Raw genomic sequence first — 25,220 nt, 5'->3', positions numbered from 1 at the left:
TCTCGTCAGCTGTGCTCTGCTGCGTTCTCCCTTGCGCGCGTTGTACCGGATTGGCTCTATAGAATTCAAAACTGGAACAGGCAAGGTTACTTATGTCGGTAGAACTGCTGGTTAACGTTACCCCCTCCGAAACCCGGGTCGCCCTGGTCGAAAACGGTCTGCTGCAGGAAGTGCACGTAGAGCGTCAGGCCAAGCGTGGCATCGTGGGCAATATCTACAAAGGCAAGATCAGTCGGGTGCTGCCCGGCATGCAGGCGGCATTCGTCGATATCGGTATGGACAAGGCGGCGTTTCTCCATGCCTCCGACATCGTGCCCCACACCGAGTGCGTGGCGGTGAAGGAGAAGGAGCAGTTTCAGGTCGGCAACATCGCCGAGCTGGTGCGCCAGGGGCAGGACATCATGGTGCAGGTGGTGAAAGATCCGCTGGGTACCAAGGGGGCCCGTCTCACCACCGACATCACTCTGCCGTCCCGCTATCTGGTCTTTATGCCGGGCAGCGCCCACGTCGGCGTTTCCCAGCGCATCGAGTCCGAAGCGGAGCGGGAGCGTCTCAAGCGCACCGTGGCCGGTTATGTGGACGAGCTGGGTGGCTACATCATCCGTACCGCCGCCGAAGGGGTGGGGGAGCTGGAGCTGGAGCAGGATGCCGCCTTCCTGAAACGCCTGTGGCGCAAGATCCTCGAGCGCAAGCAGAAGTACCCGCCCTGCAAGATCCTCTACGAGGATCCCAGTCTTGCCTTCCGGGTGGTGCGCGATTTCGTCGGTGCCGAGCTCGACAAGATCCGCGTTGACTCCCGTCAGAGCTTCGATCAGCTCAAGCGTTTCACCGGTGAGTATGTGCCGGAGCTGGCCAACAAGCTGGAGTACTACCCCGGCGAGTCGCCGATCTTCGATCTCTACGACGTGGAGAACGAGATCCAGCGCGCGCTGGAGCGCAAGGTGGAGCTGAAATCCGGCGGCTACCTCATCATCGACCAGACCGAAGCCATGACCACGGTGGATATCAACACCGGTGCCTTCGTCGGCCATCGCAATCTGGAAGAGACCATCTTCAACACCAACGTCGAGGCGACGGCGGCCATCGCACGCCATCTGCGCCTGCGCAACCTCGGCGGCATCATCATCATCGACTTCATCGACATGCAGTCGGAAGATCACCGCCGTCGGGTGCTGCACAGCCTGGAGCAGGCGCTCTCCAAGGATCGCGCCAAGACCAACGTCAACGGTTTCTCCCAACTAGGCTTGGTCGAGATGACCCGCAAGCGCACCCGCGAGAGCCTGGAGCATGTGCTCTGCTCCGAGTGCCCCGAGTGCAAGGGGCGCGGTCGGGTCAAGACAGTGGAGTCGGTCTGCTTCGAGATCCTGCGGGAGATCATCCGGGTCAATCGCGCCTACGATGCGGATCAGTTTACCGTTTACGCCGCTCCGGCCGTGGCCGATTACCTCCATGGCGAGGAGTCCCACAGTCTGGCGGAACTGGAAGTGTTTATCGGCAAACAGGTGCGGGTTGTGAGCGAACCCCTCTGTGGTCAGGAGCAATTCGACGTGGTGATGATGTAATTGGTCTACCGCTGGCTGAGTCGGGGCTGGTTGGCCCTGGGGGTCCTGTTCGTACTGATGGCCATGCTGGTCACGCTGGTACGGGTTGGGGGCCCTTTGCTGAATCAATACCGGGAGAGTCTGATCAACACTCTGCTGGGGGATTCACAACTCAAGGTCAGCGTGGAGCAAGTGGGGCTGGACTGGACACAATCAGGGCCCGCCCTCGAATTGCAGCAACTCGCCATCGCCCCGGATTCGGGGCGTTTTACCGTACAGCTCGGCAAAGCCTGGGTGCATCTCGACTTCTGGCGCACCCTCAACGAGCTCAAGCCGGTGTTTGGCGAGCTGACCCTCAGCGATGGCGACATCACCCTCGATTTCAGCCAGCCCGCCAACAGCCGCGAGCCGCAAGGGGACCCCCAACAGGGGGCCCTGCTGCGCTTTCTGCTGACCCAGCTCTCCACCTTCGATGTGCATAACACCCGCCTCAGCGTCACCACCTCCCTCGGTGATCTGCGGGCGCTCGACATTGCCCAACTGCGCTGGCAGAACCGCGGCAAGCGCCATCAGGGGGTCGGCAAGGCTTACCTCATCAACGGGGTGGGCGAGAGCACCATCGATCTGATTCTGGATATCGATGCCCCGACGGCGCGCCTCGACCGCCTCAAGGGGCAGCTCTATCTGGGTGCCCGCCAGCTCGATATCAGTCCCATTCTCGCCAAGATCCATGCGGGTGAGCCCAGCGTCGCCGGTCAGCTCGACTTCCAGCTCTGGAGCGAGTTTGACAGCGGCAAGCTGGGCAACACCCTGCTGGCCTTTGGCAACAACTACCTGATCTGGAAGGATCCCAAGGATCAGCGGCTCCATCGTCTCGGTCTCGATGGCGGCAAGGTTCAACTGCGCCGGGATGGTCAGGACTGGCAACTGGCCAGCCACGATGTGATCTTCAAACTTGACGAAAAACCCTGGCTGCACAGCCGGTTGCAGCTGGAGCGGATCGGCGAGCGGGTGCAGGGCTATGTGCCGCAGATCGATCTCGATCAGCTTGCCCAGCTGAGCCAGCTGGTCTCGGCGATGTATCCCGCCCAGAGCGAGTTGCTCAAGCAGACCAAGCCCAAGGGCAAGCTGACCGATTTGACCCTGCTGGCGGATGCCGGGTGGCAGGATATCTCCTTCAGCGGCGAGATCGCCAATGTGAGCCTCAATGCCTGGCACGACGTGCCCGGTTGGCGGGATCTCAACGGCGAGTTCTGGCTCACCCCCAAGGGGGGCAGTGCCAGATTGGCGCTGGCGAACGACAAGGTGGATCCCGCCCGTCACTTCAAGGTGCCGATCCCGGTCGACAGCTTCTCGGCCCGCCTCGACTGGTGGCGCGAGGCACAAGGCTGGGTGCTCTACGGGCAGGATATCGCGCTGGATAACCCTGACCTGACTCTGGCCAGCCGTTTCCGTCTCGATCTGTTCGAGCACCCCTTCCTGGCCCTGACCGGCCGCATCGATGTGAAGAACGCGGGCCATGCCGATCGCTACTTCCCGCTGCAGGCGATGGACAAGGGACTGGTGGATTACCTGAGCGGCGCCATCAAGGGGGGCAAGGCCAAGGGGGCCGATCTGCTCTGGTACGGCGAGTTCCGTGATTTCCCCTATGAGCAGGGCGATGGCATTTTCCAGGTGGCGGTGCCGCTGGAGCAGGCCACCTACGAATTCTTCCCCGGTTGGCAACCGCTCACCGACCTGCAGATCGACCTGTTGTTCCAGAATGCCGGCCTCGATATGCGCAGCCGCGCCACCCGACTTGGCAAGGCGAGCTCCGACTCGGTGCATGCCTGGATCCCGGATCTCTCCCCTGGCGCCCACCTCTATGTGGATGCCAAGGTGCAGGGCGAGGGCAAGGCCATCAGCGACTACCTGCAGGACTCCCCGCTGGGCAGTTCGGTGGGACAGGCGCTGCGAGAGATCGAGATCCGCGGCCCGATGGCCGGTTCGGTCAAGCTCGATATTCCCCTCGATGGCGAGAGCGAGGTGAAGGCGAGCGGCGATGCCACCTTCAGCAACAACAAGGTGCGGGTCGCCAGTCTGGATCTGCCGCTGGAGAAGGTGCAGGGGCGCCTCGAATATGACAACGAGCAGACCCGCTTCAGCAACCTCAAGGCGAGTCTGTGGAACCAGCCGTTGACCCTTGACTATCAGGGGCGCCAACATCCGGATCACTATCAGGTTGACCTCGATTTCAAGGGGCAGTGGGATAGCCGACGCCAGCCTGCGGCCATCGCCTCGTACGGTATCCTCAACGGCCGCAGCAACTGGGGTGGCAAGCTTGGGCTGACCCTGCCCGAGAGCAAACCGTTCAGCTTCCAGCTGGCGCTCGACTCCAACCTGCAGGGGATGGGGCTGGATCTGCCGCTGCCGCTGGCCAAGAGCAGCGCCAGCCGGCTGCCGCTCAAGGTGATCGCCCGTGGCCGGGATGGTAGCGCCGACATTCGCGCCGTGCTGGGGGCTGATGTGGATATGCAGACCCGGCTGGTCTACGGAGAAGGGGGGCCCTATCTCAGTCGGGTGCGGGTCGATGTGGGCCAACCGGGTGCCCGGGTGCTGCGCGATGCCCCCATGCTGCTTGCCATCAACCAGCAGGAGGCCGACGTCGGCGGCTGGCTGGCGCGGCTCAAGCAGTGGCTGCCAGCGCAGAACCAGACTGGCAATGCGGTGGTCGGCCCCGCCTTCCTGCCGCAGGAGTGGTGGGTGGATGGTCAGCTGGCCCGCGCCTATATCGGCAGTGCCACCCTCAAGGCGGCGCGCTTCACCGTGGGGCCGACCAGTCAGGCGACCGAGGTGATGATCGACAGCCCCGACGTGATGGGGGTGATCCGGCTGCCCGCAGTGGCCAATCGCCCGGTGGATGCCAAGTTTGCCCGCATCTACTGGTCCGGCAAGAGTTCGGATCTCAGCCCGGATCCTGATGCGCAGCAGGATAACGCCATCATGGCCTCCATTCCCTGGCTGACATTCAGTTGTGTCGACTGTCGCTTTGGCGAGCTGCCGCTCGGCGAAGTGAAAGGGGAGCTGGTGCCCGGTGCCAACAAGGTGACCCTCAAGGGGCTGGATGTGCGGCTGGCCGGCAGTCAGCTCACCGGCAACATGGACTGGCTGGCCGATGGCAACCGGATGCAGACCCGCGCCCGTGGCAAGCTGACCAGCGGCAACAGCGAGCTGCTGCTCAAGCGGCTCGGTTACACCTCGCCCATCGGCGATGCGCCCGGCTCCCTCGCCTTTGATCTGAACTGGCAGGATGTGCCCTACCGGCCGAGTCTGCCGACCCTGGGGGGAAGTGCCAACTATCAGCTGGAGGGCGGCACCCTGCGGGAGGTCAACGACAAGGGGGCGCGACTGCTCTCCCTGCTCAGTCTCGACTCCCTGCTGCGCAAGCTGCGCCTCGATTTTCGCGATGTGTTCGACAAGGGCTTCTACTTCGAATCCATGTCTGCCTCCGCCACCATCAAGCAGGGGCAGCTCAAAAATGACGACTTCTATATGAAAGGGGCGGCTGGCAACCTGCGCGGTGAAGGGATCGCCGATCTGGTGCGCTGGCGGCTCGACTTCGATCTGAGCTTCTCCCCGAACCTGGGTGGCACCTTGCCGGTGGTGGCGGCCTTCTCCATCACGCCGGTGACCGGGCTCTATGTGCTGGCCCTCTCCAAATTGCTGGAACCGGTGGTGGATGTGGTGACCCGCATCGATTTCCGGGTCTCCGGCCCGCTCGATGATCCCAAGCTGATCGAGGCGGGACGCAATCGGGCTCGGATCAAGCTTAACCAGCAGCAGAAAGAGGCGGTCGATGCGGTGGTGCCCACCCTGCCAGCGGCCACCCCTTTCCTGCTCAATCCACAACCAGGCAGTCCGCGTCAGCCTTGATGCTGGCGCCAACCCTTGCTTCGACCTGCTCACGCTCAAGGAGAGAGCCATGATCCGACATATTCTGCTGATCACCTTCAAGCCCGACGCACTCCCCGCCGATATTGCCGCCGTCAGGGCCGCCTTCCTCGCCATACCGGCCAAGGTCAGCGGTGTGACCGCTGTGGAGTGGGGGGAGAATGACAGCCCCGAGGGGAGGAATGACGGCTTTACCCACAGCGTGCTGATGACCTTCGCCGACGAAGCGGCCCGCCAGCGCTATCTGCCCCATCCTGATCACGATGCCCTCAAGGCCATCTTCCGTCCGGTGCTGGCACGTATCATAGTGCTGGATTACACCCTGCAGGCAGGGGATGCTGTCACCGTCTGATGGTCCAATCTACAAGGCAAGCGACAAGGAGTGCGTCATGTGGTTAGCCGCAATACAGCTGGTATCAGGCCGCAACTGGCAGGATAACCGGGAGCAGATTGCCGCCGAACTGGCGGCCTTGCCAAAAGAGCGGCCGCTGCTGGTGCTGCTGCCGGAGAACTTTGCCCTGTTTGGCGAACGGCAGGGCTATCTGGATGGTGCCGAGGCGATTGGCCCCGATCTGAGCGGCGCCGCCCCCATCCAGCAGCAACTGGCCGAGTGGGCCCGCGATTGCGGCATCTGGCTGGTGGCCGGTGCTATGCCGACAAGAATGCCGACCACCATCGCAGGTTCCGACCACATCCACACCAGCTCGCTGGTGTTTGACTCAAGCGGTGAACTCAGGGGCCACTACCACAAGATCCACCTGTTCGATGTGGACGTGACGGACAATCACGGTCGTTACCGGGAGTCGGAAACGTTCAGCCCGGGGGATGTGCCTGTGCTGGTGGACACCCCCTTTGGTCCCCTTGGCCTCTCGATCTGTTATGATCTGCGCTTTCCCGAGCTCTACCGCCAGTTGGCCCGTGCCGGTGCCCGCGTGCTGCTGGTGCCTGCTGCATTTACCGCCGTGACCGGCGAGGCGCACTGGGAGCCGCTGCTGCGGGCCCGCGCCATCGAAAACCAGTGCTACGTAGTGGCTGCCAATCAGGGCGGCACTCACGAGACGGGGCGCCAGACCTGGGGCCACAGCATGGTGATCGACCCCTGGGGTCGGGTGCTGGCGAGCAAAGAGTCCGGACGCGGCACAGTATTGGCGCAGATGGAGCTTGGGCTTATCGACGAATTGCATCGCACCATGCCAGTGCTGACCCATGCCCGTTTGTTGTGATGGAGTGGCTTGTTGCCAACCCGTCGGCAAGACGATTTAAAACATCTCGTTACGAGAGTGGAGAAGAAGATTGAGTCTATTGAGCCAGGTTAGTGCCTCCCTGTTGGCCCCGAACGACCTCGACGAAGGGCGCCTGCAGCAACTGCTCGGCAGCCTGATGAGCCATCAGGTTGAGTTCGGCGATCTCTATTTCCAGCGCAGCTGGCACGAGTCCTGGATGCTGGAAGATGGCATCGTCAAGGATGGCAGCTACAACATCGATCAGGGGGTCGGGGTGCGCGCCGTCAGCGGCGAGAAGACCGGCTTCGCCTACTCGGACGAGCTGAGCCTGCTGGCGCTGCAACAGTCGGTGACCGCCGCCCGTGGTATCGCCGCTGCCGGTGCGCAGGGCAAGGTGAAGGCGTGGGCTCGCACCGAAGCGAACCTGCTCTATCCGGCCATGGATCCGCTGCAAACCCTCGACAAGCAGCAGAAAATTGCCCTGCTGGAGCAGATGGACAAGTTCGCCAGAAGTCTGGACCCCGTCATCAATCAGGTGATGGCCTCCATCAGCGGTGTCTACGAAGAGGTGCTGGTCGCCGCTACCGATGGCACCCTGGCTGCCGATATTCGTCCACTGGTGCGTTTGTCGGTGACCGTGATCGCCGAGAAGGGCGATCGCCGCGAGCGTGGCAGTGCCGGTGGCGGTGGTCGCTTCGGCTACGACTGGTTCCTCGAACTGGACGGGCTGGAGAGCCGCGCCTTTGGCTATGTGCGCGAAGCGGTGCGTCAGGCGCTGGTCAACCTCGAAGCGATTGACGCGCCAGCCGGCACCATGCCGGTGGTGCTGGGCTCCGGTTGGCCCGGCGTGCTGCTGCACGAGGCGGTGGGCCACGGTCTGGAGGGGGACTTCAACCGCAAGGGCTCTTCCGCGTTTGCCGGTCGCATCGGCGAGCAGGTGGCCTCCAAGCACTGCACCATCGTCGATGATGGCACCCTGCCGGGTCGGCGCGGTTCCGTCAGCATAGATGACGAGGGGACACCGGGCGGTTACAACGTGCTGATCGAGAACGGCATCCTCAAGGGGTACCTGCAGGACAAGCAGAACGCCCGCCTGATGGGCGTGCCGCTCACTGGCAACGGCCGCCGCGAATCCTATGCCGCCATGCCGATGCCGCGCATGACCAACACCTACATGCTGGCGGGTCAGTACGATCCGGCCGAAATCATCGCCTCGGTGAAGAAGGGCATTTATGCCCCCAACTTCGGTGGCGGTCAGGTGGACATCACCTCCGGCAAGTTTGTCTTCTCCGCCTCCGAGGCTTACCTCATCGAGGATGGCAAGATCACCGCCCCCATCAAGGGCGCGACCCTGATCGGCAACGGCCCCGAGGCGATGAGCCAGGTCTCCATGGTGGGCAGCGATCTTGCGCTGGATCGCGGGGTCGGCATCTGTGGCAAGGAGGGGCAGAGCGTGCCGGTCGGTGTCGGCCAGCCCACCCTCAAGCTGGACCAGCTCACCGTGGGTGGCACCTCGTAGGTTGGGTGAGCCGCGCAGCGGCGTAACCCGACGCAATCAAACCCCGGCTCTTGCCGGGGTTTTGCTATTTAGCTGATGGCAGATAACAAAAAGCCCCGGTCGGTGGGCCGGGGCTGGCGAATTATTCGGTATCAGTTGACCGAGATGGCGCGGGCGTCGATGAAGTAACGGGCCTTGCCCTGTTTATCGATCTGGATCTTGGCGATCAGCCTCTCTTGCTGCTTGTGTTCCCACAGCTGCTCTACGTTGGCAAGGGCTGGATTGACAATGCCGAGCACATTCAAGTACTCGTGAAACAGGCTATGACTACCAATTTCGGTCAGCATCTTGGTCATCTGGATACTCTTCTGGAACAAGGGGGGCGGATACAAGATAGCCATGTCGAGCTGAATGATTGCTGTACAAAAAACAAACAGTAAATAGCTTGTCGTCATAGCAGAGATGAGGCCGGTCGTTGAGTACGGGATTGCGGACAACAAAAAGCCCCGGTCGGTGAACCGGGGCTGGCGGATTATTCGGTATCAGTTGACGGATATGGCGCGGGCGTCGATGAAGTAGCGGGCGTTACCCTGTTTGTCGATCTGGATCTTGGCGACCAGCTGCTCTTGCTCTTTATATTCCCAGCGCTGTTCGATCTTGGCGAGGGATGGGCTCGCAATCCCAACCACGTTCAGGTACTCGTGAAACAGGCTATGGCTCCCTATTTCGGTCAGCATCTTGTCCATCTGCATACTCTCCTGAAATTGAGTGGGTATTCATCAACAAACCTATCAGCATCCGTCTGAACAAAGTCTGTATGAAAAACAAACTAACTCATTTGTGTGTCAATAACATGATCAGGAACAAGATCAGTGCAGATCGTCAGGGACTTTTTGATACCGTTTTCAATCAGAGCTGGTGGGCTTTTGCGGCAAGTGATCAAAAGTGCCGGAAACCTGCGGTAGCGCCGGTGTGCTCTGTACGGCTCCCCCACCGTGGAATACCGGATCCTGTGCCACTTCCTTGATGCCATTGATGCAAAATTGCATACCCATGCAAACCAGCAGGAAGCCCATGATCCGGGTCATGGCGTCGATGCCGGTGTCGCCGAGGATCTTGCAGACCGGATCCGCCAGCTTCAATACTCCCCAGCTGATCAGGCTCATCAGGGCAAACGCCGTCACCATGCCGCCGTAGATAGTGAGCCGATTGTACTCGCTAGGCAGCTCGGCGATCTGGGCGGCACCGCTGATCACCAGTGCCATGGTGCCCGGCCCGCACATGCTGGGCATGGTAAGCGGCACGAAGGCGATGCTCTGGTTGATGTCTACCCCGCTTGCCTGACTGGGGGCGGGAAACAGCATGCGAAAACCGATAAAGCCGATAATGAGGCCACCGGCCAGTCGCAAGCCCGGAATGGAGATCCCGAACAGATCAAGAACCGAGGATCCGATAAAGAAGGTGATGCAGAGGGTGCAGAACAGATAGATGGCGGCCAGGTTGACCTGGCGGCGCACGTGTTCGCGCGACATCCCCTTGCTCAGCCCCAGCAGCAGGGTGGCCGTGGTGGGCGGGTTGACCATGGGCAGCAGCGCCAGCAAGGCGATAAAGACGACCTGAAAGAACATATTGGGCCTCTGATAACGGGAGTGAATAGGAACGCCATGAGGCAGGTTGTCACCTGACTCAAGAGGGAGGCTATCTTATGCTGGCCAAACTGAACACAAGCAGTACAAAAAAGCCCCGAATCAGATTCGGGGCTCGGGGTCAGGCGGGTTGGGGTTGCTGCTGCCGAATGGCGCGCTGCTGGAACCAGAGCCAGAGGCCGATGGCAAAGCCGAGCACCGACAGACTCACCACATAGTGGGAGGGGGCCAGCATGTCGCTCTTCATCCAGAGGGTCACCGCCATCGGGGTGAGGCCGCCGAAGATGGCGTAGGCCACGTTGTAGGAGAACGACAGGCCGGAGAAGCGCACCACCGGCGGGAAGGCGTTGACCATCACGTAAGGCACGGCGCCGACAATCCCGACCGCAAAGCCCGCCAGCATGTAGAGCGGCACCAGTTGGCTCGTACCGGCCGCCAGACCGTGATAGAAGGCGTAACTGGAACCTGCCAGCAGCAGGGAGCCAAACATGAAGGTGATACCGCTGCCCAGCAGGTCTATCAGTCGACCATAGACGATGCAGCCGAGGGTCAGGGCCACGATGGCCAGCGAGTTGGCGGTCAGGGCGTCAGCCGGGCTGATGCCATAGACCTTCTGCAGATAGGTGGGGGTCATCAGGATCACCACCACGATACCGGCAGAGAGCAGCCAGGTGAGCAGCATGGAGACCACCACGCTGCTCTTGTGGCTGCGCAGTACCGTCTTGAGGGGCAACTCGTCGGCCAGCGCCTTGTTGGCCTGCATTTCGGCGAAGACCGGGGTCTCGTGCAACCAGCGGCGCAGGTACATGGCGACGATGCCGAAGATGCCGCCCAGCAGGAAGGGCACCCGCCAGCCCCACTCGCTCACTTCGGCCGGGGTGAGGCTCTTGTTGACCGCAGTGGCGATCAGGGAGCCGAGCAGGATGCCAGCCGTCAATCCCGCCGTGAGCGTGCCGCAGGCGACACCGACCCGACGGGCAGGGACGTGCTCGGCGACAAACACCCAGGCACCCGGCACTTCACCGCCGATGGCGGCGCCTTGCAGGATGCGCAGTCCCAGCAGTGCGATGGGGGCGCCGATGCCGAGTACCGCATAGGTGGGCAGCAGACCGATCAGCAGGGTCGGCAGCGCCATCATGAGAATGCTGAGGGTGAACATCCGCTTGCGGCCTATGAGGTCGCCGAAGTGGGCCATGATAATGCCGCCGAGCGGGCGGGCCAGGTAACCGGCGGCAAAGATACCGAAGGTCTGGAACTGGCGCAGCCACTCGGGAATATCGGTCGGGAAGAACAGTTCGCCGATGACGACGGCGAAGAAGACGAAGATGATGAAGTCGTAAAACTCCAGCGCACCGCCGAGGGCAGCCAGACTCAGGGTCTTGTAATCCTGTCGATTGAGGGGGCGGGCGTGATCGTGCTGTTGTGCGGTTGTGGTCATATCCGTATGTTTCCCATCGGTTTTTTTAGTTATTGTCGCCCCCGTAAAGGGGGCATATGCAGGAGATCGAGAGTATGCTGCCCGTCGCTTGTGTGTAAATCGCGCAATTCGCAACACTGTCTTGCATCTTTTTGGGGCAACCTTTCTGGGAAAACCAGCGCGTTTGGGAAACCAGAGCGCCCCGCTGGCGGAGGAATGATGGAAAAGAAACGGGTACTGCTCTCCTGGAGCAGCGGCAAGGATTGCGCATGGGCACTGCATCAGTTGCGGCAAGATCCCGCCATCGAGGTGGTGGGGCTGTTCACCACCCTTAATCAGGCATTCGAGCGGGTGGCAATGCACGGAGTGCGCAAGCAGCTGTTGACCGAGCAGGCCGCTTGCGTCGGGTTGCCCCTTATCACCATCGATCTGCCCTGGCCCTGCAGCAACGAGGATTACGCCCGCATCATGACCGGCTTTATCGCCGATGTGGTGGCGCAGGGGATCCGCCACATGGCGTTTGGTGATCTCTTCCTTGAGGATGTGCGTGCCTACCGTGAACAGCAGCTGGCAGGCACCGGTATCGAGCCACTGTTCCCGTTGTGGGGCAGCAATACCCGTGAACTGGCGCCACAGATGATGGCCGCAGGGTTGAAGGCGCGGATCAGTGCCCTCGACCCGAACAAGCTGGATGCCAGCCTGGGTGGCCACGATTTTGACCTGGCGCTGCTGGCGGCGCTGCCGGAGGGGGTTGACCCGTGCGGCGAGAACGGCGAGTTCCACACCCTGGCCTATGATGGCCCCATGTTCTCCCGCCCGCTCGGCATTCAAGTCGGGGAGACAGTGCTGCGCGACGGCTTTGTCTTTACCGATCTGCTGCCAATCGAAGATTAATTATCGGGCGTCAAATGCTCCCTTTTGCAGGAGCATTCACAGATTTGAAGGCGTGGATGGGGGCACTATTGGCCCCCTCTTTTGATTGACGATGACAACCTGCCTTATGAAACACCTCTCTCGTCCGGCGCTGCTTGCCTCCTTGCTGGCTGCCGCCCTCTCTCTGCCCGCCTTGGCGGGTGAAGCTGCGACCGTTCAGCCGATCCCTGCCGGTGTCACCACCGTCACCCTGGCCCAGCAGGCGCCGATCCACTGGGTCTCGGTGGAGCAGATTGCCAAGAGCCTGGATGGCCTGCCGCCAATGGCGGTCGGGTTTGATATCGACGATACCCTGCTCTTCTCCAGCCCCGGTTTTTATCGCGGCAAGCAGGAGTTCTCGCCCAACGACGAGAGCTATCTGAAGAACCCCGCCTTCTGGGAGAAGATGAACAACGGTTGGGATGCGTTCAGCATGCCGAAAGAGGTGGGCAAGGCGCTCATCGCCATGCACCTCAAGCGCGGTGACCATATCTATTTCGTCACCGGTCGCTCGGCCACCAAGACCGAAACCGTGAGCCAGACCCTGCAGCAGACCATGAGTATTCCGGCCGACCAGCTCAATCCGGTGATCTTCGCTGGCGATCAGCCTGGCCAGAACACCAAGGTGCAGTGGCTTAAGGAGAAGCAGATGAAAGTCTTCTACGGCGATGCCGACGGAGATATCAAGGCGGCACAGGAGATCGGCATTCGCGGCATTCGTCTGCTGCGGGCTGCCAACTCCAGCTACCGGCCACTGCCGCTGGCAGGGGCGCTGGGGGAAGAGGTGATCATCAATTCCCAGTTCTGATCCACAGAGGATCCATGCAACAAGGGCGGGGCCATCGGCACCCGCCCTTCTGTTTTTAAGGAGTCATGCAAAGGCGTGGCGCCTCAGTCAGCCCACGGCATCTCGGGCAGGCTGTCGAGGAACTCGCCGTAGCGGGTCAGATTGAAGGGGCCTTGATCGGCCTCCATCGCCATCAGCTCGGCCCCGAGGGCGCAGGCGATATATTGCAGCGCCTCTTCCCGCGGCGTGCCCTTCATCACCAGCCGCATCAGGGTCGCCTTCACATGGGGCGGGTGACCATCGTTGAGCTGGTTCTCCACCATCTCCAGCAGCGTCTCTTCGTCAAAAAATTCCTGAGTGTCGTTCATGGGATATCCGCAACAGTGAATGTGGCGGCCAGTATAGCCTGAATGGGGCTAACACCTTGAACGGTCAGCGAATAAACAATCCGATACGGAAGTCATTTGTTACCCATAATTAGAGAAGTTTGCCAAGGCAGACAGGTTGGAACACAGATAACATGGATGGACACGCCTATGCCCACGATAGATTCCCTGCTGGCCGAGCCCAAGCTGCTGCCACAGATCCCCGAAGTAATGCGCGACTTGATTCAGACCTTCAATGAAAAGGAGCCGGATCTGCTCAAGATCAGCAAGTTGATCAACAAGGATCCGGTCATCTCCGCCAAGTTGCTGCGGTTGGCCAACTCGGCCAAATTCGGCAGCAGTCGCCAGATCGGCACCGTCAATGAAGCCGCGGTGCGGCTGGGGTTGGCGATGGTGCGCAACATGGTGCTGGCCTGCGGGCTCACCGAATCGGTCAAGGCCGTCCCCGGCATTGATCTCAAACATTTCTGGGGCTGCGTCTTCAACGTGGCCGAACTGGCTCGCCGTCTGGCGGTGAAGAAAGGGATGAAGGGGGAGGAGGTCTTTACCTGCGCCCTGCTCTACGATCTCGGCCGCCTGGTGATGCACGTGGGCCTGCCGGAAAACACCGTCCATCACATCCATGATCTGGAGTTGCACAAGGGGCGGGCCAAGGCGGAAGAGCTGGTGGTCGGCTTCAACTATGCCCAGGTCGGGGCAGCCATGGCCCGCTACTGGAAGTTCCCCGAGACCATCAGCACTGCGGTGGAGTATCACTACAACCCCATGCTGGCCAAGGAGTTCTCCCCCGAGGCCGGATTGATCCACTTGGCCATCGTGCTGGCGGCCCAGTCCGATGTGGGGGAAGAGGCACCGCCCGAGTGGCCTCACAAGGTGGCAGATGCGCTGGGGCTGAGCTGGGCCGATTGCGCCGCCCAGTTCATCGCGCTGCGGGAACAGGGTAACGGTTATGCCGGGTTGCTGGCGGCCTGAGGCCTTATCTTCCATCTCATCAGGGGTCGCCGCGCGGCCCCTTTTTCATGGCTGATGGTGCCGCAGGCTTGCCAGCCAGGGAGTGACGGGGCACTCTTTGCCCTTCACTTTCCGTCTGAGAGCCCTTGCCATGATTGCCTCCTCCCGCCTGATCCTGCGCGAAATGATCGCCACCGATGCCCCCTTCATTCTTGAGCTGCTCAATGACGGCGACTTTTATCGCTACATCGGCGATCGGGGCATCCGCACTCTGGAGCAGGCGCAGGAGTATATCCAGCAGGGGCCGGCGGTCAGCTATGCCCGTTATGGTCACGGGCTCTATCTGGTGGAGCGCAAGGAGGACGGTGCCAGCCTCGGTATCTGCGGTCTGATCAAGCGCGATAGTCTGGAGCAGGTCGATATCGGCTACGCCTTCCTGCCGCAGTATCGCGGTAAGGGCTACGCCATTGAAGCGGCGCAGGCCGCCCTTGCCGATGGCAAAAGCCGGTTGGGGATCGGGCAAGTGGTCGCCATCGTCACCCCGGGGAATGAACGTTCCATCGGCCTGCTGGCCAAGCTGGGGCTGGTACGCAGCCGTCTGGTCAAGCTGAGCGAAGATGCTGATGAATGCCTGCTGCTGGAGCAGTGATCAAGGTCAGAGAGCTGGAAAGCGAATGGCGAGGTGGCTGGTCAGGCTGAGTGACAAGCAAGAGGCTGGGTTTGGCTAAAGGCGTGAGATAAGCAAAGAGGCCGCCGTGAGTTGCGGCCTGTCTGCATCGGGCGCTGCCGGAGGGCAGGCAGGATCAGTTGAGGTCTTCGATGGAGAACTCGCCAGCGATACCATCACAGGAGATGGCGAAACCGCCGCTGAAGCGGGTGCTGAACTGGATCAGGAACGCATCGGAATCCTGCTCTTGCGGGGGCAGGTTGATGGGTTTGCTACGACGCAGGGGCTTGTGTGTTTGTACGGCTTTCATCATGGTATTTCTCTATATAAATTAGGTGTTTGCTCCTTGTATTGGCAAATGTCAGGTTAATGGGCGCGGTCGATTGGGTGAACGACAAGCGCGCAGGAATACCCAGCCCTGTTAAGGGGCGTCTGCACTTTTCAAGGAATATGCTGATGCATAAATCAAATTGGGTGGGCAGATCGGGTCTGCACCGTGAGAGCCGGGCAACGCAGGCAGACAGCCTGACGGTTCTCAAGGCGAGTAAATCAGAGGAAGGTTATGTGGGTTCTGGCAGGATTCATCTAACGTTGAAGCATTGCGAACATAAACAGGGCTGATTAACTAGCCGGGGCGCATTCTCTCCTCGAAATGAATAAAAAGCAAACAATAATTTGCCGATGTCGAAGTAAGTACGCTTTTCCTCTGTGTTATCAAGGTGCTATCAGTCGCAAATATTAGCCATAAAAGGAGGGCTCCTTACGGAGCCCTCTTTCATTCTGCAATCAGTACCGTCGGTCGACTCAGTAGTCGCCACAGGCCTTCTTGGCGGCAGTGATCATCGGGGTGATGGTCATGCCCTGCACCACGATGGAGAACATCACCACCGAGTAGGTCATCACCAGGATGACCTGACGCAGGTCGACACCATGATCCGGGATCATCATGACGCCGGAGGGGAGTGCCAGTGCCATCGCCATGGCCAGACCGCCACGCAGACCGCCCCAGGTAAGGATCCGCACCGAGAAGGTGTTGTAGTTGCGGAATCTGCGGAAGGCCACATAGGGCAGCGATACGCTGATGAAGCGGGCAGCCAGACAGAGCGGTACCGCGATAACCAGCAGCACCCAGTCATGCCAGGAGAGTTCCAGCAGCACCAGTGCCAGACCGATCAGCAGGAACAGCAGGGCGTTGAGGAACTGATCCATCAACTCCCAGAAGTGATCCAGGTGATGACGGCTCTGTTCGGAGAAGCCGGATTGGCGGGTCCAGTTGCCGATCATGATGCCGGTGACCACCATGGCCAGCGCACCGGAGACGCCGATCATGTTGGCAAAGGCGAAACCGGCGGTCGGGATGCAGAGCGTCAGCAGCAGCTCCAGCGAGCCATCGTCGGTGGCGCTGATCATCACGTGGGCGATGAGGCCCAGCACGGCGCCGAACAGGATGCCGCCGAGGGCTTCGTGCAGGAACAGACCAGCCACGCTGCCGAAGGTCGGCTCAACCCCGCCAAAGGCGACGGCAAACACGGTGGCGAAGATGACGAGGCCGACGCCATCGTTGAACAGTGACTCCCCTTCGATCTGGATGGCGATCTGGGGTGGCGCTTTCATCTTCTTGACGATGGCGAGTACGGCAATCGGGTCAGTGGGGGAGATCAGCGCGCCGAACAGCATGCAGTAGACCAGCGGCAGTTCCCAGCCCAGCAGCTTGGCGATAAACCAGAAGCCGTAACCGATGATAAAGGTGGAGAGCAGGGTGGCAATGATGGCCAGAATGGTGATCTCCCACTTCTGGCTACGCAACGCCTTGAGGTTGATGCCAAGACCACCGGCGAACAGCAGGAAGCCCAGAATCCCCTTCAGCAGGAAGTTCTGGAAGTCGATGCTCTCCATGGTTTTGACGGCAAGAGGTTCCAGGTTGAACCAGCCCAGTTTGCCAAACAGCACCAGCAGTGCGGAGATCAGCATGGAGCCCGCAGTAATGGCGATGGTGGTCTGGATCTTCACAACATACTGGTTGGCAAAGGCGATAAAAATCGCCAACGCTGCCAGAAAACAGAGTGTGTAGTAGACGCTCATAGTTATTTTTTTCTCGTTGGTAGACAGCAAGCACGTATCCCTATGCAGGACGGGCATAGGTTACTCTCGGGCCCTATGTTACTCATTACCCATAAATGAGTATATGGCGTTCTGTTTGGACTGATAGACGGCTAGATTTCCATTTTATTTGTTTGCTGTTAGGATGCTGTTTACGCAGTTGCATGGATGTAAGAGGAACACGCGGTGTCGAACGAAATGTCGAGCAGAGAGCCGAGCACGCAGTCGGACGTAACAAAGAAGCTGGAAGCCTGCCTCAGGGAGCGGATCCTGATCATCGACGGGGCCATGGGCACCATGATTCAGGGTTACCGACTGGGCGAAGCGGATTATCGGGGTGAGCGGTTTGCCGACTGGCATACCGACATCAAGGGCAACAACGATCTGCTGGTGCTGACCCGCCCGGCGGTGATCCGCGAGATCCATGAGCAGTATTGCGCTGCCGGGGCCGACATTCTCGAGACCAACACCTTCAACGCCACGCGCATCGCCATGGCCGATTACGAGATGGAAGCATTTTCGGCCGAGATCAACCGCGAGGCGGCCCGGCTGGCTCGCGCCGTGGCAGACGAGTGGACGGCGAAAGATCCCGCCAAGCCGCGCTTCGTCGCCGGGGTGCTGGGCCCTACCAACCGCACCTGTTCCATCTCGCCGGATGTCAACGACCCCGGCAAGCGCAACGTCACCTATGACCAGCTGGTGGCCGCCTATACAGAATCGACCCATGCCCTGATCGAGGGCGGTGCCGACATCATCTTGATCGAGACCATTTTCGATACCCTCAACGCCAAGGCGGCCGCTTTTGCGGTGGAAGGGGTGTTCGAAGCGCTGGGTTACAGCCTGCCGGTGATGATCTCCGGCACCATTACCGACGCCTCCGGCCGTACTCTCTCGGGCCAGACCACTGAAGCCTTCTATCACTCGCTGCGCCACGTCAAACCGGTGTCGTTCGGTCTCAACTGTGCGCTCGGCCCTGACGAGCTGCGCCAGTACGTGGAGGAGCTGTCGCGCATCAACGAATCCTGCGTCAGCGCTCACCCCAACGCCGGTCTGCCCAATGCGTTCGGCGAGTACGATCTCGATGCCGTCGAGATGGCGGAGCATATCCGCGAGTGGGCCCAAAGCGGCTTTCTCAACATGGTCGGCGGTTGCTGCGGCACCACCCCGATCCATATTCGCGCCATGGCCGATGCGGTAGCAGGCATCAAGCCGCGCGTGCTGCCCGAACTGCCGGTGGCTTGCCGCCTGTCGGGCCTCGAGCCGCTGATCATTACCTCCGAATCCATGTTCGTGAACGTGGGGGAGCGCACCAACGTTACCGGTTCGGCCAAGTTCAAGCGGCTGATCAAGGAGGGGCTCTACGATGAGGCGCTGGATGTTGCCAAGCAGCAGGTAGAGAGCGGCGCCCAGATCATCGACATCAACATGGACGAGGGGATGCTGGATGCCGAGGCGGCCATGGTGCGCTTCCTCAACCTTATCGCCGGTGAGCCGGATATCGCCCGGGTGCCGGTGATGATCGACTCCTCCAAGTGGGAGGTGCTGGAAGCGGGTCTCAAGTGCGTGCAGGGCAAGCCGGTGGTCAACTCCATCTCCATGAAGGAGGGGGAGGAGAAGTTCATCCAGCAGGCCAGATTGTTGCGTCGCTACGGCGCCGCCGTGATTGTGATGGCGTTCGACGAGAAGGGGCAGGCCGATACCCGCGCCCGCAAGTTCGAGATCTGCCAGCGCGCCTACCGGATCCTGGTGGATCAGGTCGGTTTCCCGCCGGAAGACATCATCTTCGATCCCAACATCTTCGCGGTGGCGACCGGCATCGACGAACACAACAACTACGCGGTGGACTTCATCGAGGCGGTGAAGGACATCAAGACGAACCTGCCTCACGCCATGATCTCCGGCGGCGTCTCCAACGTCTCGTTTTCGTTTCGCGGCAACGAGCCGGTGCGCGAAGCCATCCACGCCGTCTTTCTCTACCACGCCATCCAGAACGGCATGGACATGGGGATCGTCAACGCCGGTCAGCTCGCCATCTATGAAGACATTCCAGCGGAGCTGAAAGAGAAGGTCGAGGCGGTGGTACTCAACCTCAATGACAACGCTACCGAGGAGCTGCTGGCCATCGCCGAGAAGTATCGCGGTGCCGGTGCTCAGGCGGAGGACCCGCGGGATCAGGAGTGGCGCAGCTGGCCGGTGGGCAAGCGGCTGGAGCACGCGCTGGTCAAGGGGATCACCGACTTTATCGAAGAGGATACCGAACAGGCGCGCGCCGGCGCCGAGAAGCCACTGCACGTCATCGAAGGGCCGCTGATGGATGGCATGAACGTGGTCGGCGACCTGTTCGGCGCGGGCAAGATGTTCCTGCCGCAAGTGGTGAAATCGGCGCGGGTGATGAAGCGGGCGGTGGCCTATCTGCAGCCCTATATCGAGGCGGAAAAATCGGGCGGCTCCAGCAACGGCAAGATAGTGCTGGCGACCGTCAAGGGAGACGTGCACGACATCGGCAAGAACATCGTCGGGGTGGTGCTGCAGTGCAACAACTTCGAGATTGTCGACCTCGGGGTCATGGTCTCCTGCGAGACCATCCTCAAGACGGCGCGGGAGGTCGGCGCCGATATCATCGGGCTGTCGGGCCTCATCACCCCGTCGCTGGACGAGATGGTACACGTGGCCAAGGAGATGGAGCGGCAGGGCTTCAAGCTGCCGCTGCTGATCGGCGGTGCCACCACCTCCAAGGCGCACACTGCGGTGAAGATCGAGCAGAACTACTCGGAGCCGGTGGTCTATGTCTCCAACGCCTCCCGTGCGGTGGGGGTGGCCCAGAGCCTATTGAGTGCGGATCTCAAGGAGGCGTTTGTCGCCCGCATCGACAAGGAGTACGAGATTGCCCGGGATCAGCATGCCCGCAAGCAGCCGCGCTCCCGTCCGGTCAGTCTGGCCCATGCCCGCGCCAACCGGCATCAGCTGGACTGGGTTGGCTACCAGCCACCCAAGCCCCGCGAGCCTGGGGTGCAGAAGTTCGAAGACGTGCCCGTTTCGGTGCTGCGCCCCTACATCGACTGGACGCCGTTTTTCCTCAGCTGGGAGCTGGCGGGCAAGTATCCGCGCATCCTCGAGGACGAGATCATTGGCGAGGAGGCAACCAAGCTGTTTGCCGACGCCAACGCCATGCTGGATCAGCTGGAACAGGATCAGAGCGTGCGCTGCGCCGGCATCATCGGTCTGTTCCCGGCCAATGCGGTGGGGGACAGCATCGAGGTCTACAGCGACGAGTCGCGCAGTGAAGTGAAAAAAGTGCTGCACCACCTGCGTCAGCAGAGCGAGAAGCAGGGCTTCCCCAACTACTGTCTGGCGGACTATGTGGCACCGAAAGAGAGCGGCAAGGCGGACTGGATCGGCGCCTTCGCGGTGACCGGCGGTATCGGTGAAGAGGCCATCGCCAAGGCCTACAAGGCACAGCACGATGACTACAATGCCATCCTTATTCAGGCGGTGTGCGACCGTCTGGCAGAGGCGTTTGCCGAGTACCTGCACGAGCAGGTGCGCAAAGTGCACTGGGGTTATGCCCCGGACGAGGCGCTCTCCAACGAGGAGCTGATCCGCGAGAACTATCAGGGTATCCGCCCGGCCCCCGGTTATCCGGCCTGCCCGGAGCACACCGAGAAGGGGAGCATCTGGGAGCTGCTGGATGTCGAGCAGGCTATCGGCATGCAGCTCACCGAATCCTACGCAATGTGGCCGGGGGCGGCTGTATCGGGCTGGTACTTCTCTCATCCCGAGAGCAAATACTTCGCGGTGGCGCAGATCCAGCACGATCAGGTGGAAGATTACGCCGCCCGCAAGGGGATGACACTGGCCGAAGCCGAGCGCTGGTTGGGGCCAAACCTGAACTGACTCCCGCGTGACTGCGGTTGATCTTTAACGAGAAACGGCGGCATCCTTGCACGGGTTGAACAACCTGCGCAGAGCCGCCGTTTAACCTGTTGGTCACAGTGACAGGGTAGCGTGCGGTCTGGCGTGGTTTGTCTTGTTGTCAGGAGAAACAATTGGCGTTGTCTTGGCGCTGTGGCACCTTATACTCTCCCGCCCCATCCTGCCCAGGCATAGCCTTCTAGCGGAATTGTCATGAAGATCGCCATTTTATCCCGTGAGCCGAAAAACTACTCCACCCGCCGTCTGGTCGAGGTGGCGCAGGCGCGCGGTCATCAGGTCGAGGTGCTCGACACCCTGCGCTGCTATATGAATATCGCTTCCCACAACCCCTCCATTCACTACGAGGGTGGGGAGTTGGGAAGTTATGACGCCGTGATCCCCCGGATCGGGGCCAGCATTACCGCCTACGGCACCGCCGTGCTGCGTCAGTTCGAGATGATGAACACCATGGCCCTCAACAGCTCGGTGGCCATCAGCCGCTCCCGCGACAAGCTGCGGGCGATGCAGCTGCTCTCCCGTCACGGCATCGGCCTGCCCATCACCGGCTATGCCCACAGCACCCACGATGTGCCCGACCTCATCACCATGGTGGGCGGGGCGCCGCTGGTGGTGAAACTGCTGGAGGGAACCCAGGGGATTGGCGTGGTGCTCTGCGAAACCCAGAAGGCCGCCGAGAGCGTGATCGAGGCCTTTATCCAGACCAACAACAACATTCTGGTGCAGGAGTATATCCGCGAGGCCAATGGCGCCGACATTCGCTGTCTGGTGGTCAATGGCAAGGTGGTTGCCGCCATGCGCCGTCAGGCCCAGCCGGGGGAGTTTCGCTCCAACCTGCACCGTGGTGGCACCGCCGAGGCGATCAAGATCACCCCGGAAGAGCGCGCTACCGCCGTGCAGGCCGCCAAGATCATGGGGCTGGATGTGGCGGGGGTGGATATCCTGCGCAGCGCCCGCGGCCCACTGGTGCTGGAGGTGAACTCCTCCCCCGGCCTGCAAGGGGTGGAAGCCGCCTCCGGCAAGGATGTGGCCGGCAAGATCATTGAGTTCCTCGAACTCAAGGCGAGCCGCAAGAACAAACCGGTGGAGTGAGCCTCGGGCTCGCATCCGTCAGATAGAAACAGGGCGCCCTCGGGCGCCTTGTTGCTATCTGGCTGGTGGGCAGCGGGCTTGCCGGGGAGTGCCTGTTGTCTCCCTTCTCCCTTGCGGGAGAAGGGCTGGGGATGAGGGGCTATGCCTTTGTGGGTTCGCTGGTGATCATCGCCAGCCTTGCGCTGAATACGCCATCCTCCAGCCGGGTATCGATCTGCCAGCCCAGCTTCTCGCAGATGCGCTGAATGATGGTGAGGCCACAGCCGTAGCCGAGGATCTGATCCGGCGCCGCCGCTGTCGGGTTGCTGATGGTGAGCACCGGACCGCACAGCTCGATCTCGATATGGCCCTCGGCGTAGCTCAGGGCATTTTTCAGCAGGTTGCCGAGGGCGATGGCGAGCAGGGAGAGGGGGGCGTTTACTTCGCTGCTCTCGTCCAGGTTGAGCCGGATATCGAGCGCTTCCCGCTGCAACAGCGGGGCGAGGCGGGCCAGCTCCTGGCGGATCAGCGGGGTGACCTGTTGCAGTGGCCGCTCCACCGCCTCCTTGCGGCCCAGCAGCAGGAAGGTCTCGGTGAGCAGCGCCATCTCGTCGGCGGCGGCGCGGATGCGGGTGGTGGCGCGTGCGGCCGGTGCGGGCAAGTCCGTCACCTTGCCGAGCAGGGCGGCCGAGCCCTGGATCACCATGTTGGGGGTGCGCAGCTCGTGGCTGGCGAAGCGGCTGAACTCCTGCTCGCGGGCGAACACTGCGCTCACCTCCTGCTTGCCAGCCAGCAGCGCCAGCTCGATATCCCGTAGCTCCTGCCAGGGGGCGTCGGGCTCGAAATCCGCCTGATCCGGGGTGAGGTGGGCGACCCTGTGTTGCAGCCGTTGCAGCGGCCCTGTGATGTGGCGTACCAGCCAGATACCGAAGCCCAGCGAGCTGAGCAGCAGCGCCAGTCCGATCAGCCGGGTCGCCAGATGCAGCTTGTCTTCGTAGGGGTCGAGGTAGTCATCGGCATCATCGTTGAACACCAGATAGAGCAGTCCCTCGCCGGAGGGGTGACGGGCCACCAGAAAGTGTTTGTCCTCCTTGCCCAGCTGGTGCTCGAAAAAACCGGGGGTCCGGTAGGGCTTCAACCATTTCGGCAGGCGGCCCGCCTCGGTCCAGTAGCTGGAGAACTGTCTGGGGCTCGGAGCCGCTGCCGCCGGGCCGAGCCGCAGCCAGTCATCGCTGTAGCGGGTCACTTCGGCTTCCAGCCAGTGGCGCAGGCTCAGCTCCTCCATCTTGTCTTCGGCCACCAGCATCAGGCCGGAGAGCAGGATCAGCAGCACCACACCGGCGCCGCCGAGCGCCATGATCAGGCGGCGACGCAGGCTGGGCAGGCTCATGCGCTCACCAGTCGGTAGCCCTGACCGTGCAGGGTCTCCAGCATGGGAGTGGGGAAGGGTTTGTCCAGCGCGTTGCGCAGGGCGTAGATGTGGCTGCGCAGGGCATCGGAGTCGGGCTCCTCATCCCCCCAGACGGTGTCGAGCACCTCCTGACGGCTGACGATGGCGGGGGCACGGCGGGCCAGTAGCGCGAGGATCTGGAACGGGATCTTGCCGAGCTTGAGTGGCTCACCGGCGCGGGTGGCGCGGCCGCTGGCGACATCGACCGTCAGATCGCCAAAGCTGATGGCCCCCACATCGCCACGCGGGCCGCGCAGACTGAGGGCTTGCAGTCGCACCTCCAGCTCCTCCATCGCGAACGGCTTGACCAGATAGTCATCGCCCCCCGCCTTGAAGCCCGCCAGCTTGTCCTCCAGGCTGTCGCGGGCGGTGAGAAACAGCACGGGGGTGGCAATCCCCTGCTCGCGCAGGCGCGCCACCGTGCTTAGCCCATCGAGGCGCGGCATCATCACATCCATGATGATGACGTCGAAACGCTGCTCTTCCAGCAGTTGCAGCGCCGCCTGGCCGTGATAGGCACAATCGAGGCGGTGACCGGCCAGCTCCAGATAATCCATGATGGTTTCCGCCACCTGAGGATTGTCTTCCACTACCAAAATCTTCATGCTTTGCTCTCCTGGTTGGCGAGCGTTTCACGCTCTTTTCACACCGGATACGGCATCCTGTTTGCCAGTGTAACCCCGAGGATCCCTGATGAAGAAGTCTCTCTGCGCCCTCCTGCTGCTGATCTTGTTGCCACTTGGCACCGCACAGGCGACCGAATTCAAACTGACCGGCCGCACAACCTGGCAGCTTGGCCAGTTGATGGTCAACGGCATGCCGTTCGTGATCGACGACCAGACCCGCTTCAAGGATTGGCTCAACGAAGATGATCTAGGCGGTACCTGGGTCGAGATGAAAGGGGTGGTGGAGAACGGCGTGCGCTATGTGCGCAAGGTCGAAGCCCTCGACGAAGATGACAAGGGCGAGATGGATCTGGAAGGGCCGGTCGAAGGGGGGCGGATCTGGGGCTACACCACCTCGGACAACAGTCTGGCGCCGTTCGAAGGGCGCTGGCTCGAGCTGGAGTGCAAGTTTGACGGCATGCGCCTGAGCCGTTGCCGCGAGGATGACTGATCCGATCTCTGCGTTCCGATTAGAAATGCTCCCGAATGAAGCCCATGCTTGTCCAGCATGGGCTTTTTGTTCAGGGACGAACGAAGATGGAACAATCGAGAAAGTGGTGTGCATGGATGCTGGGAGTGCCGCTCTGGGCGGCACAGGCGGGAGCCGATGAATTGTGGCTGGTGGAGCTGGAGCACAGCGACGGCATCCGCCTGCAATTTCAGGGGGCCGAGGTGGAGCAGGGCAGTGCCGCCGTCTGGCGGCAGGGGGAGATTTGGCCACAGCCACTCAAACCCGGCGACCAGCTCGCTCTGCTGGTGGCTGATGGCGTTGCCACCCGGATTGAGCTGCTGGCCGCCAGAGCCCCGTTGGCCAATCAGCCCTGGCAACGGGCGCAAGATCGCCTGCAATCCTTCGATAAACAGCAACTCACGCTGGCCACCCTGGGCACAGTGCCACTCAATCCACAGGTGCGCTGGGTCAACGGCTCGGCCGCCGATCTGCACGAAGGGAGCGAGCTGGTGCTGATCCGCGACGAACAGGGCCGCTTAAGCGAAATCCTTGTCGTCAATCCGGAGGAGTAGTTGACCCGTCTATGATAGGCGGG

At 61.5% G+C, this 25,220-nt stretch carries 22 protein-coding genes; 13 read left to right on the top strand and 9 right to left on the bottom strand.

Going from position 1 to position 25,220, the window contains the following annotated elements; translation table 11 throughout:
- Window positions 1-92: 92 nt before the first annotated feature.
- The 5 genes from rng (at window position 93) to tldD (ending at window position 8,213) form a co-directional block, all read left to right on the top strand.
- Entirely contained in the window at window positions 93-1,562 is a 1,470-nt protein-coding gene (gene rng / locus BN1115_RS17250) for a ribonuclease G (RefSeq protein WP_005348639.1), read from the top strand.
- A complete protein-coding gene (locus tag BN1115_RS17245) occupies window positions 1,563-5,453 on the top strand; it encodes a YhdP family protein (protein ID WP_042658117.1) in 3,891 nt (1,296 codons plus the stop codon).
- A gap of 49 nt (window positions 5,454-5,502) precedes the next feature.
- Window positions 5,503-5,823 carry a Dabb family protein gene (locus tag BN1115_RS17240; protein WP_042658116.1) on the top strand — a complete coding sequence of 107 codons (321 nt, stop codon included), beginning with the start codon at window positions 5,503-5,505 and terminating at the stop codon, window positions 5,821-5,823.
- A gap of 37 nt (window positions 5,824-5,860) precedes the next feature.
- Window positions 5,861-6,694 carry a carbon-nitrogen hydrolase family protein gene (locus BN1115_RS17235; protein ID WP_042658115.1) on the top strand — a complete coding sequence of 278 codons (834 nt, stop codon included), beginning with the start codon at window positions 5,861-5,863 and terminating at the stop codon, window positions 6,692-6,694.
- A gap of 70 nt (window positions 6,695-6,764) precedes the next feature.
- Window positions 6,765-8,213, top strand: coding sequence for a metalloprotease TldD (gene tldD / locus BN1115_RS17230; RefSeq protein WP_042658114.1), 1,449 nt, complete (start codon window positions 6,765-6,767; stop codon window positions 8,211-8,213).
- Window positions 8,214-8,344: 131 nt separating this feature from the next.
- On the opposite strand, the gene BN1115_RS17225 is transcribed toward tldD, so the two are convergent.
- The 4 genes from BN1115_RS17225 to BN1115_RS17210 form a co-directional block, all read right to left on the bottom strand.
- On the bottom strand, window positions 8,345-8,548 hold the full coding sequence (locus BN1115_RS17225) for a hypothetical protein (RefSeq protein WP_042658113.1): 204 nt from the start codon (window positions 8,546-8,548) through the stop codon (window positions 8,345-8,347).
- Between the two features lie 186 nt (window positions 8,549-8,734).
- A complete protein-coding gene (locus BN1115_RS17220) occupies window positions 8,735-8,938 on the bottom strand; it encodes a hypothetical protein (protein ID WP_042658161.1) in 204 nt (67 codons plus the stop codon).
- 159 nt (window positions 8,939-9,097) lie between these two features.
- Window positions 9,098-9,820 carry a MarC family NAAT transporter gene (locus BN1115_RS17215; RefSeq protein ID WP_042658112.1) on the bottom strand — a complete coding sequence of 241 codons (723 nt, stop codon included), beginning with the start codon at window positions 9,818-9,820 and terminating at the stop codon, window positions 9,098-9,100.
- 139 nt (window positions 9,821-9,959) lie between these two features.
- A complete protein-coding gene (locus tag BN1115_RS17210; RefSeq protein WP_042658111.1) occupies window positions 9,960-11,276 on the bottom strand; it encodes an MFS transporter in 1,317 nt (438 codons plus the stop codon).
- A 198-nt stretch (window positions 11,277-11,474) separates the two neighbouring features.
- On the opposite strand from BN1115_RS17210, the gene BN1115_RS17205 reads away from it, so the two are divergent.
- Together BN1115_RS17205 and aphA are read left to right on the top strand one after the other, a co-directional pair.
- Window positions 11,475-12,149, top strand: a complete 675-nt coding sequence (locus BN1115_RS17205) for a Dph6-related ATP pyrophosphatase (RefSeq protein ID WP_042658110.1) — start codon at window positions 11,475-11,477, stop codon at window positions 12,147-12,149.
- Window positions 12,150-12,255: 106 nt separating this feature from the next.
- The gene (gene aphA / locus BN1115_RS17200) at window positions 12,256-12,975 is read left to right on the top strand and encodes an acid phosphatase AphA (RefSeq protein ID WP_042658109.1); all 720 of its coding nucleotides are present in this window, start codon (window positions 12,256-12,258) and stop codon (window positions 12,973-12,975) included.
- An 83-nt stretch (window positions 12,976-13,058) separates the two neighbouring features.
- Here aphA and BN1115_RS17195 read toward each other — a convergent pair whose 3' ends face one another.
- A complete protein-coding gene (locus BN1115_RS17195; RefSeq protein ID WP_042658108.1) occupies window positions 13,059-13,322 on the bottom strand; it encodes a hypothetical protein in 264 nt (87 codons plus the stop codon).
- Between the two features lie 168 nt (window positions 13,323-13,490).
- On the opposite strand from BN1115_RS17195, the gene BN1115_RS17190 reads away from it, so the two are divergent.
- Together BN1115_RS17190 and BN1115_RS17185 are read left to right on the top strand one after the other, a co-directional pair.
- Window positions 13,491-14,312, top strand: coding sequence for an HDOD domain-containing protein (locus BN1115_RS17190; protein ID WP_042057188.1), 822 nt, complete (start codon window positions 13,491-13,493; stop codon window positions 14,310-14,312).
- A 130-nt stretch (window positions 14,313-14,442) separates the two neighbouring features.
- Window positions 14,443-14,940, top strand: coding sequence for a GNAT family N-acetyltransferase (locus BN1115_RS17185; protein WP_042658107.1), 498 nt, complete (start codon window positions 14,443-14,445; stop codon window positions 14,938-14,940).
- A 154-nt stretch (window positions 14,941-15,094) separates the two neighbouring features.
- Here the strand turns inward: BN1115_RS17185 and BN1115_RS22420 are convergent, their stop codons facing one another.
- Window positions 15,095-15,271, bottom strand: a complete 177-nt coding sequence (locus tag BN1115_RS22420) for a hypothetical protein (protein ID WP_005342935.1) — start codon at window positions 15,269-15,271, stop codon at window positions 15,095-15,097.
- A gap of 491 nt (window positions 15,272-15,762) precedes the next feature.
- Entirely contained in the window at window positions 15,763-17,040 is a 1,278-nt protein-coding gene (locus BN1115_RS17180; RefSeq protein ID WP_042658106.1) for a cation:proton antiporter, read from the bottom strand.
- A gap of 216 nt (window positions 17,041-17,256) precedes the next feature.
- Between BN1115_RS17180 and metH the strand changes: the two genes are divergently transcribed.
- Together metH and rimK are read left to right on the top strand one after the other, a co-directional pair.
- Window positions 17,257-20,952, top strand: a complete 3,696-nt coding sequence (gene metH, locus BN1115_RS17175; RefSeq protein ID WP_042658105.1) for a methionine synthase — start codon at window positions 17,257-17,259, stop codon at window positions 20,950-20,952.
- 231 nt (window positions 20,953-21,183) lie between these two features.
- Window positions 21,184-22,080, top strand: a complete 897-nt coding sequence (gene rimK / locus BN1115_RS17170) for a 30S ribosomal protein S6--L-glutamate ligase (protein ID WP_042658104.1) — start codon at window positions 21,184-21,186, stop codon at window positions 22,078-22,080.
- A gap of 139 nt (window positions 22,081-22,219) precedes the next feature.
- Here rimK and BN1115_RS17165 read toward each other — a convergent pair whose 3' ends face one another.
- Both BN1115_RS17165 and BN1115_RS17160 read right to left on the bottom strand, forming a co-directional pair.
- Window positions 22,220-23,449, bottom strand: a complete 1,230-nt coding sequence (locus BN1115_RS17165) for a sensor histidine kinase (RefSeq protein ID WP_042658103.1) — start codon at window positions 23,447-23,449, stop codon at window positions 22,220-22,222.
- Window positions 23,446-24,114 (bottom strand): response regulator transcription factor, encoded by a 669-nt coding sequence (locus BN1115_RS17160; protein WP_019446511.1) that lies wholly within the window; start codon window positions 24,112-24,114, stop codon window positions 23,446-23,448. Before BN1115_RS17160 ends, BN1115_RS17165 begins: the two co-directional genes overlap by 4 nt.
- A gap of 88 nt (window positions 24,115-24,202) precedes the next feature.
- On the opposite strand from BN1115_RS17160, the gene BN1115_RS17155 reads away from it, so the two are divergent.
- Window positions 24,203-24,625, top strand: a complete 423-nt coding sequence (locus BN1115_RS17155) for a hypothetical protein (RefSeq protein ID WP_019446512.1) — start codon at window positions 24,203-24,205, stop codon at window positions 24,623-24,625.
- A gap of 86 nt (window positions 24,626-24,711) precedes the next feature.
- Complete coding sequence (locus BN1115_RS17150) at window positions 24,712-25,197, top strand: hypothetical protein (RefSeq protein ID WP_042658102.1); 486 nt, start codon at window positions 24,712-24,714, stop codon at window positions 25,195-25,197.
- Window positions 25,198-25,220 lie beyond the last annotated feature (23 nt).

This window comes from Aeromonas allosaccharophila (genome assembly GCF_000819685.1).
Lineage (GTDB): Bacteria > Pseudomonadota > Gammaproteobacteria > Enterobacterales > Aeromonadaceae > Aeromonas > Aeromonas allosaccharophila.
Note: the sequence above shows the minus strand (reverse complement) of the source record. Positions and strands in the feature narration are given on the sequence as shown.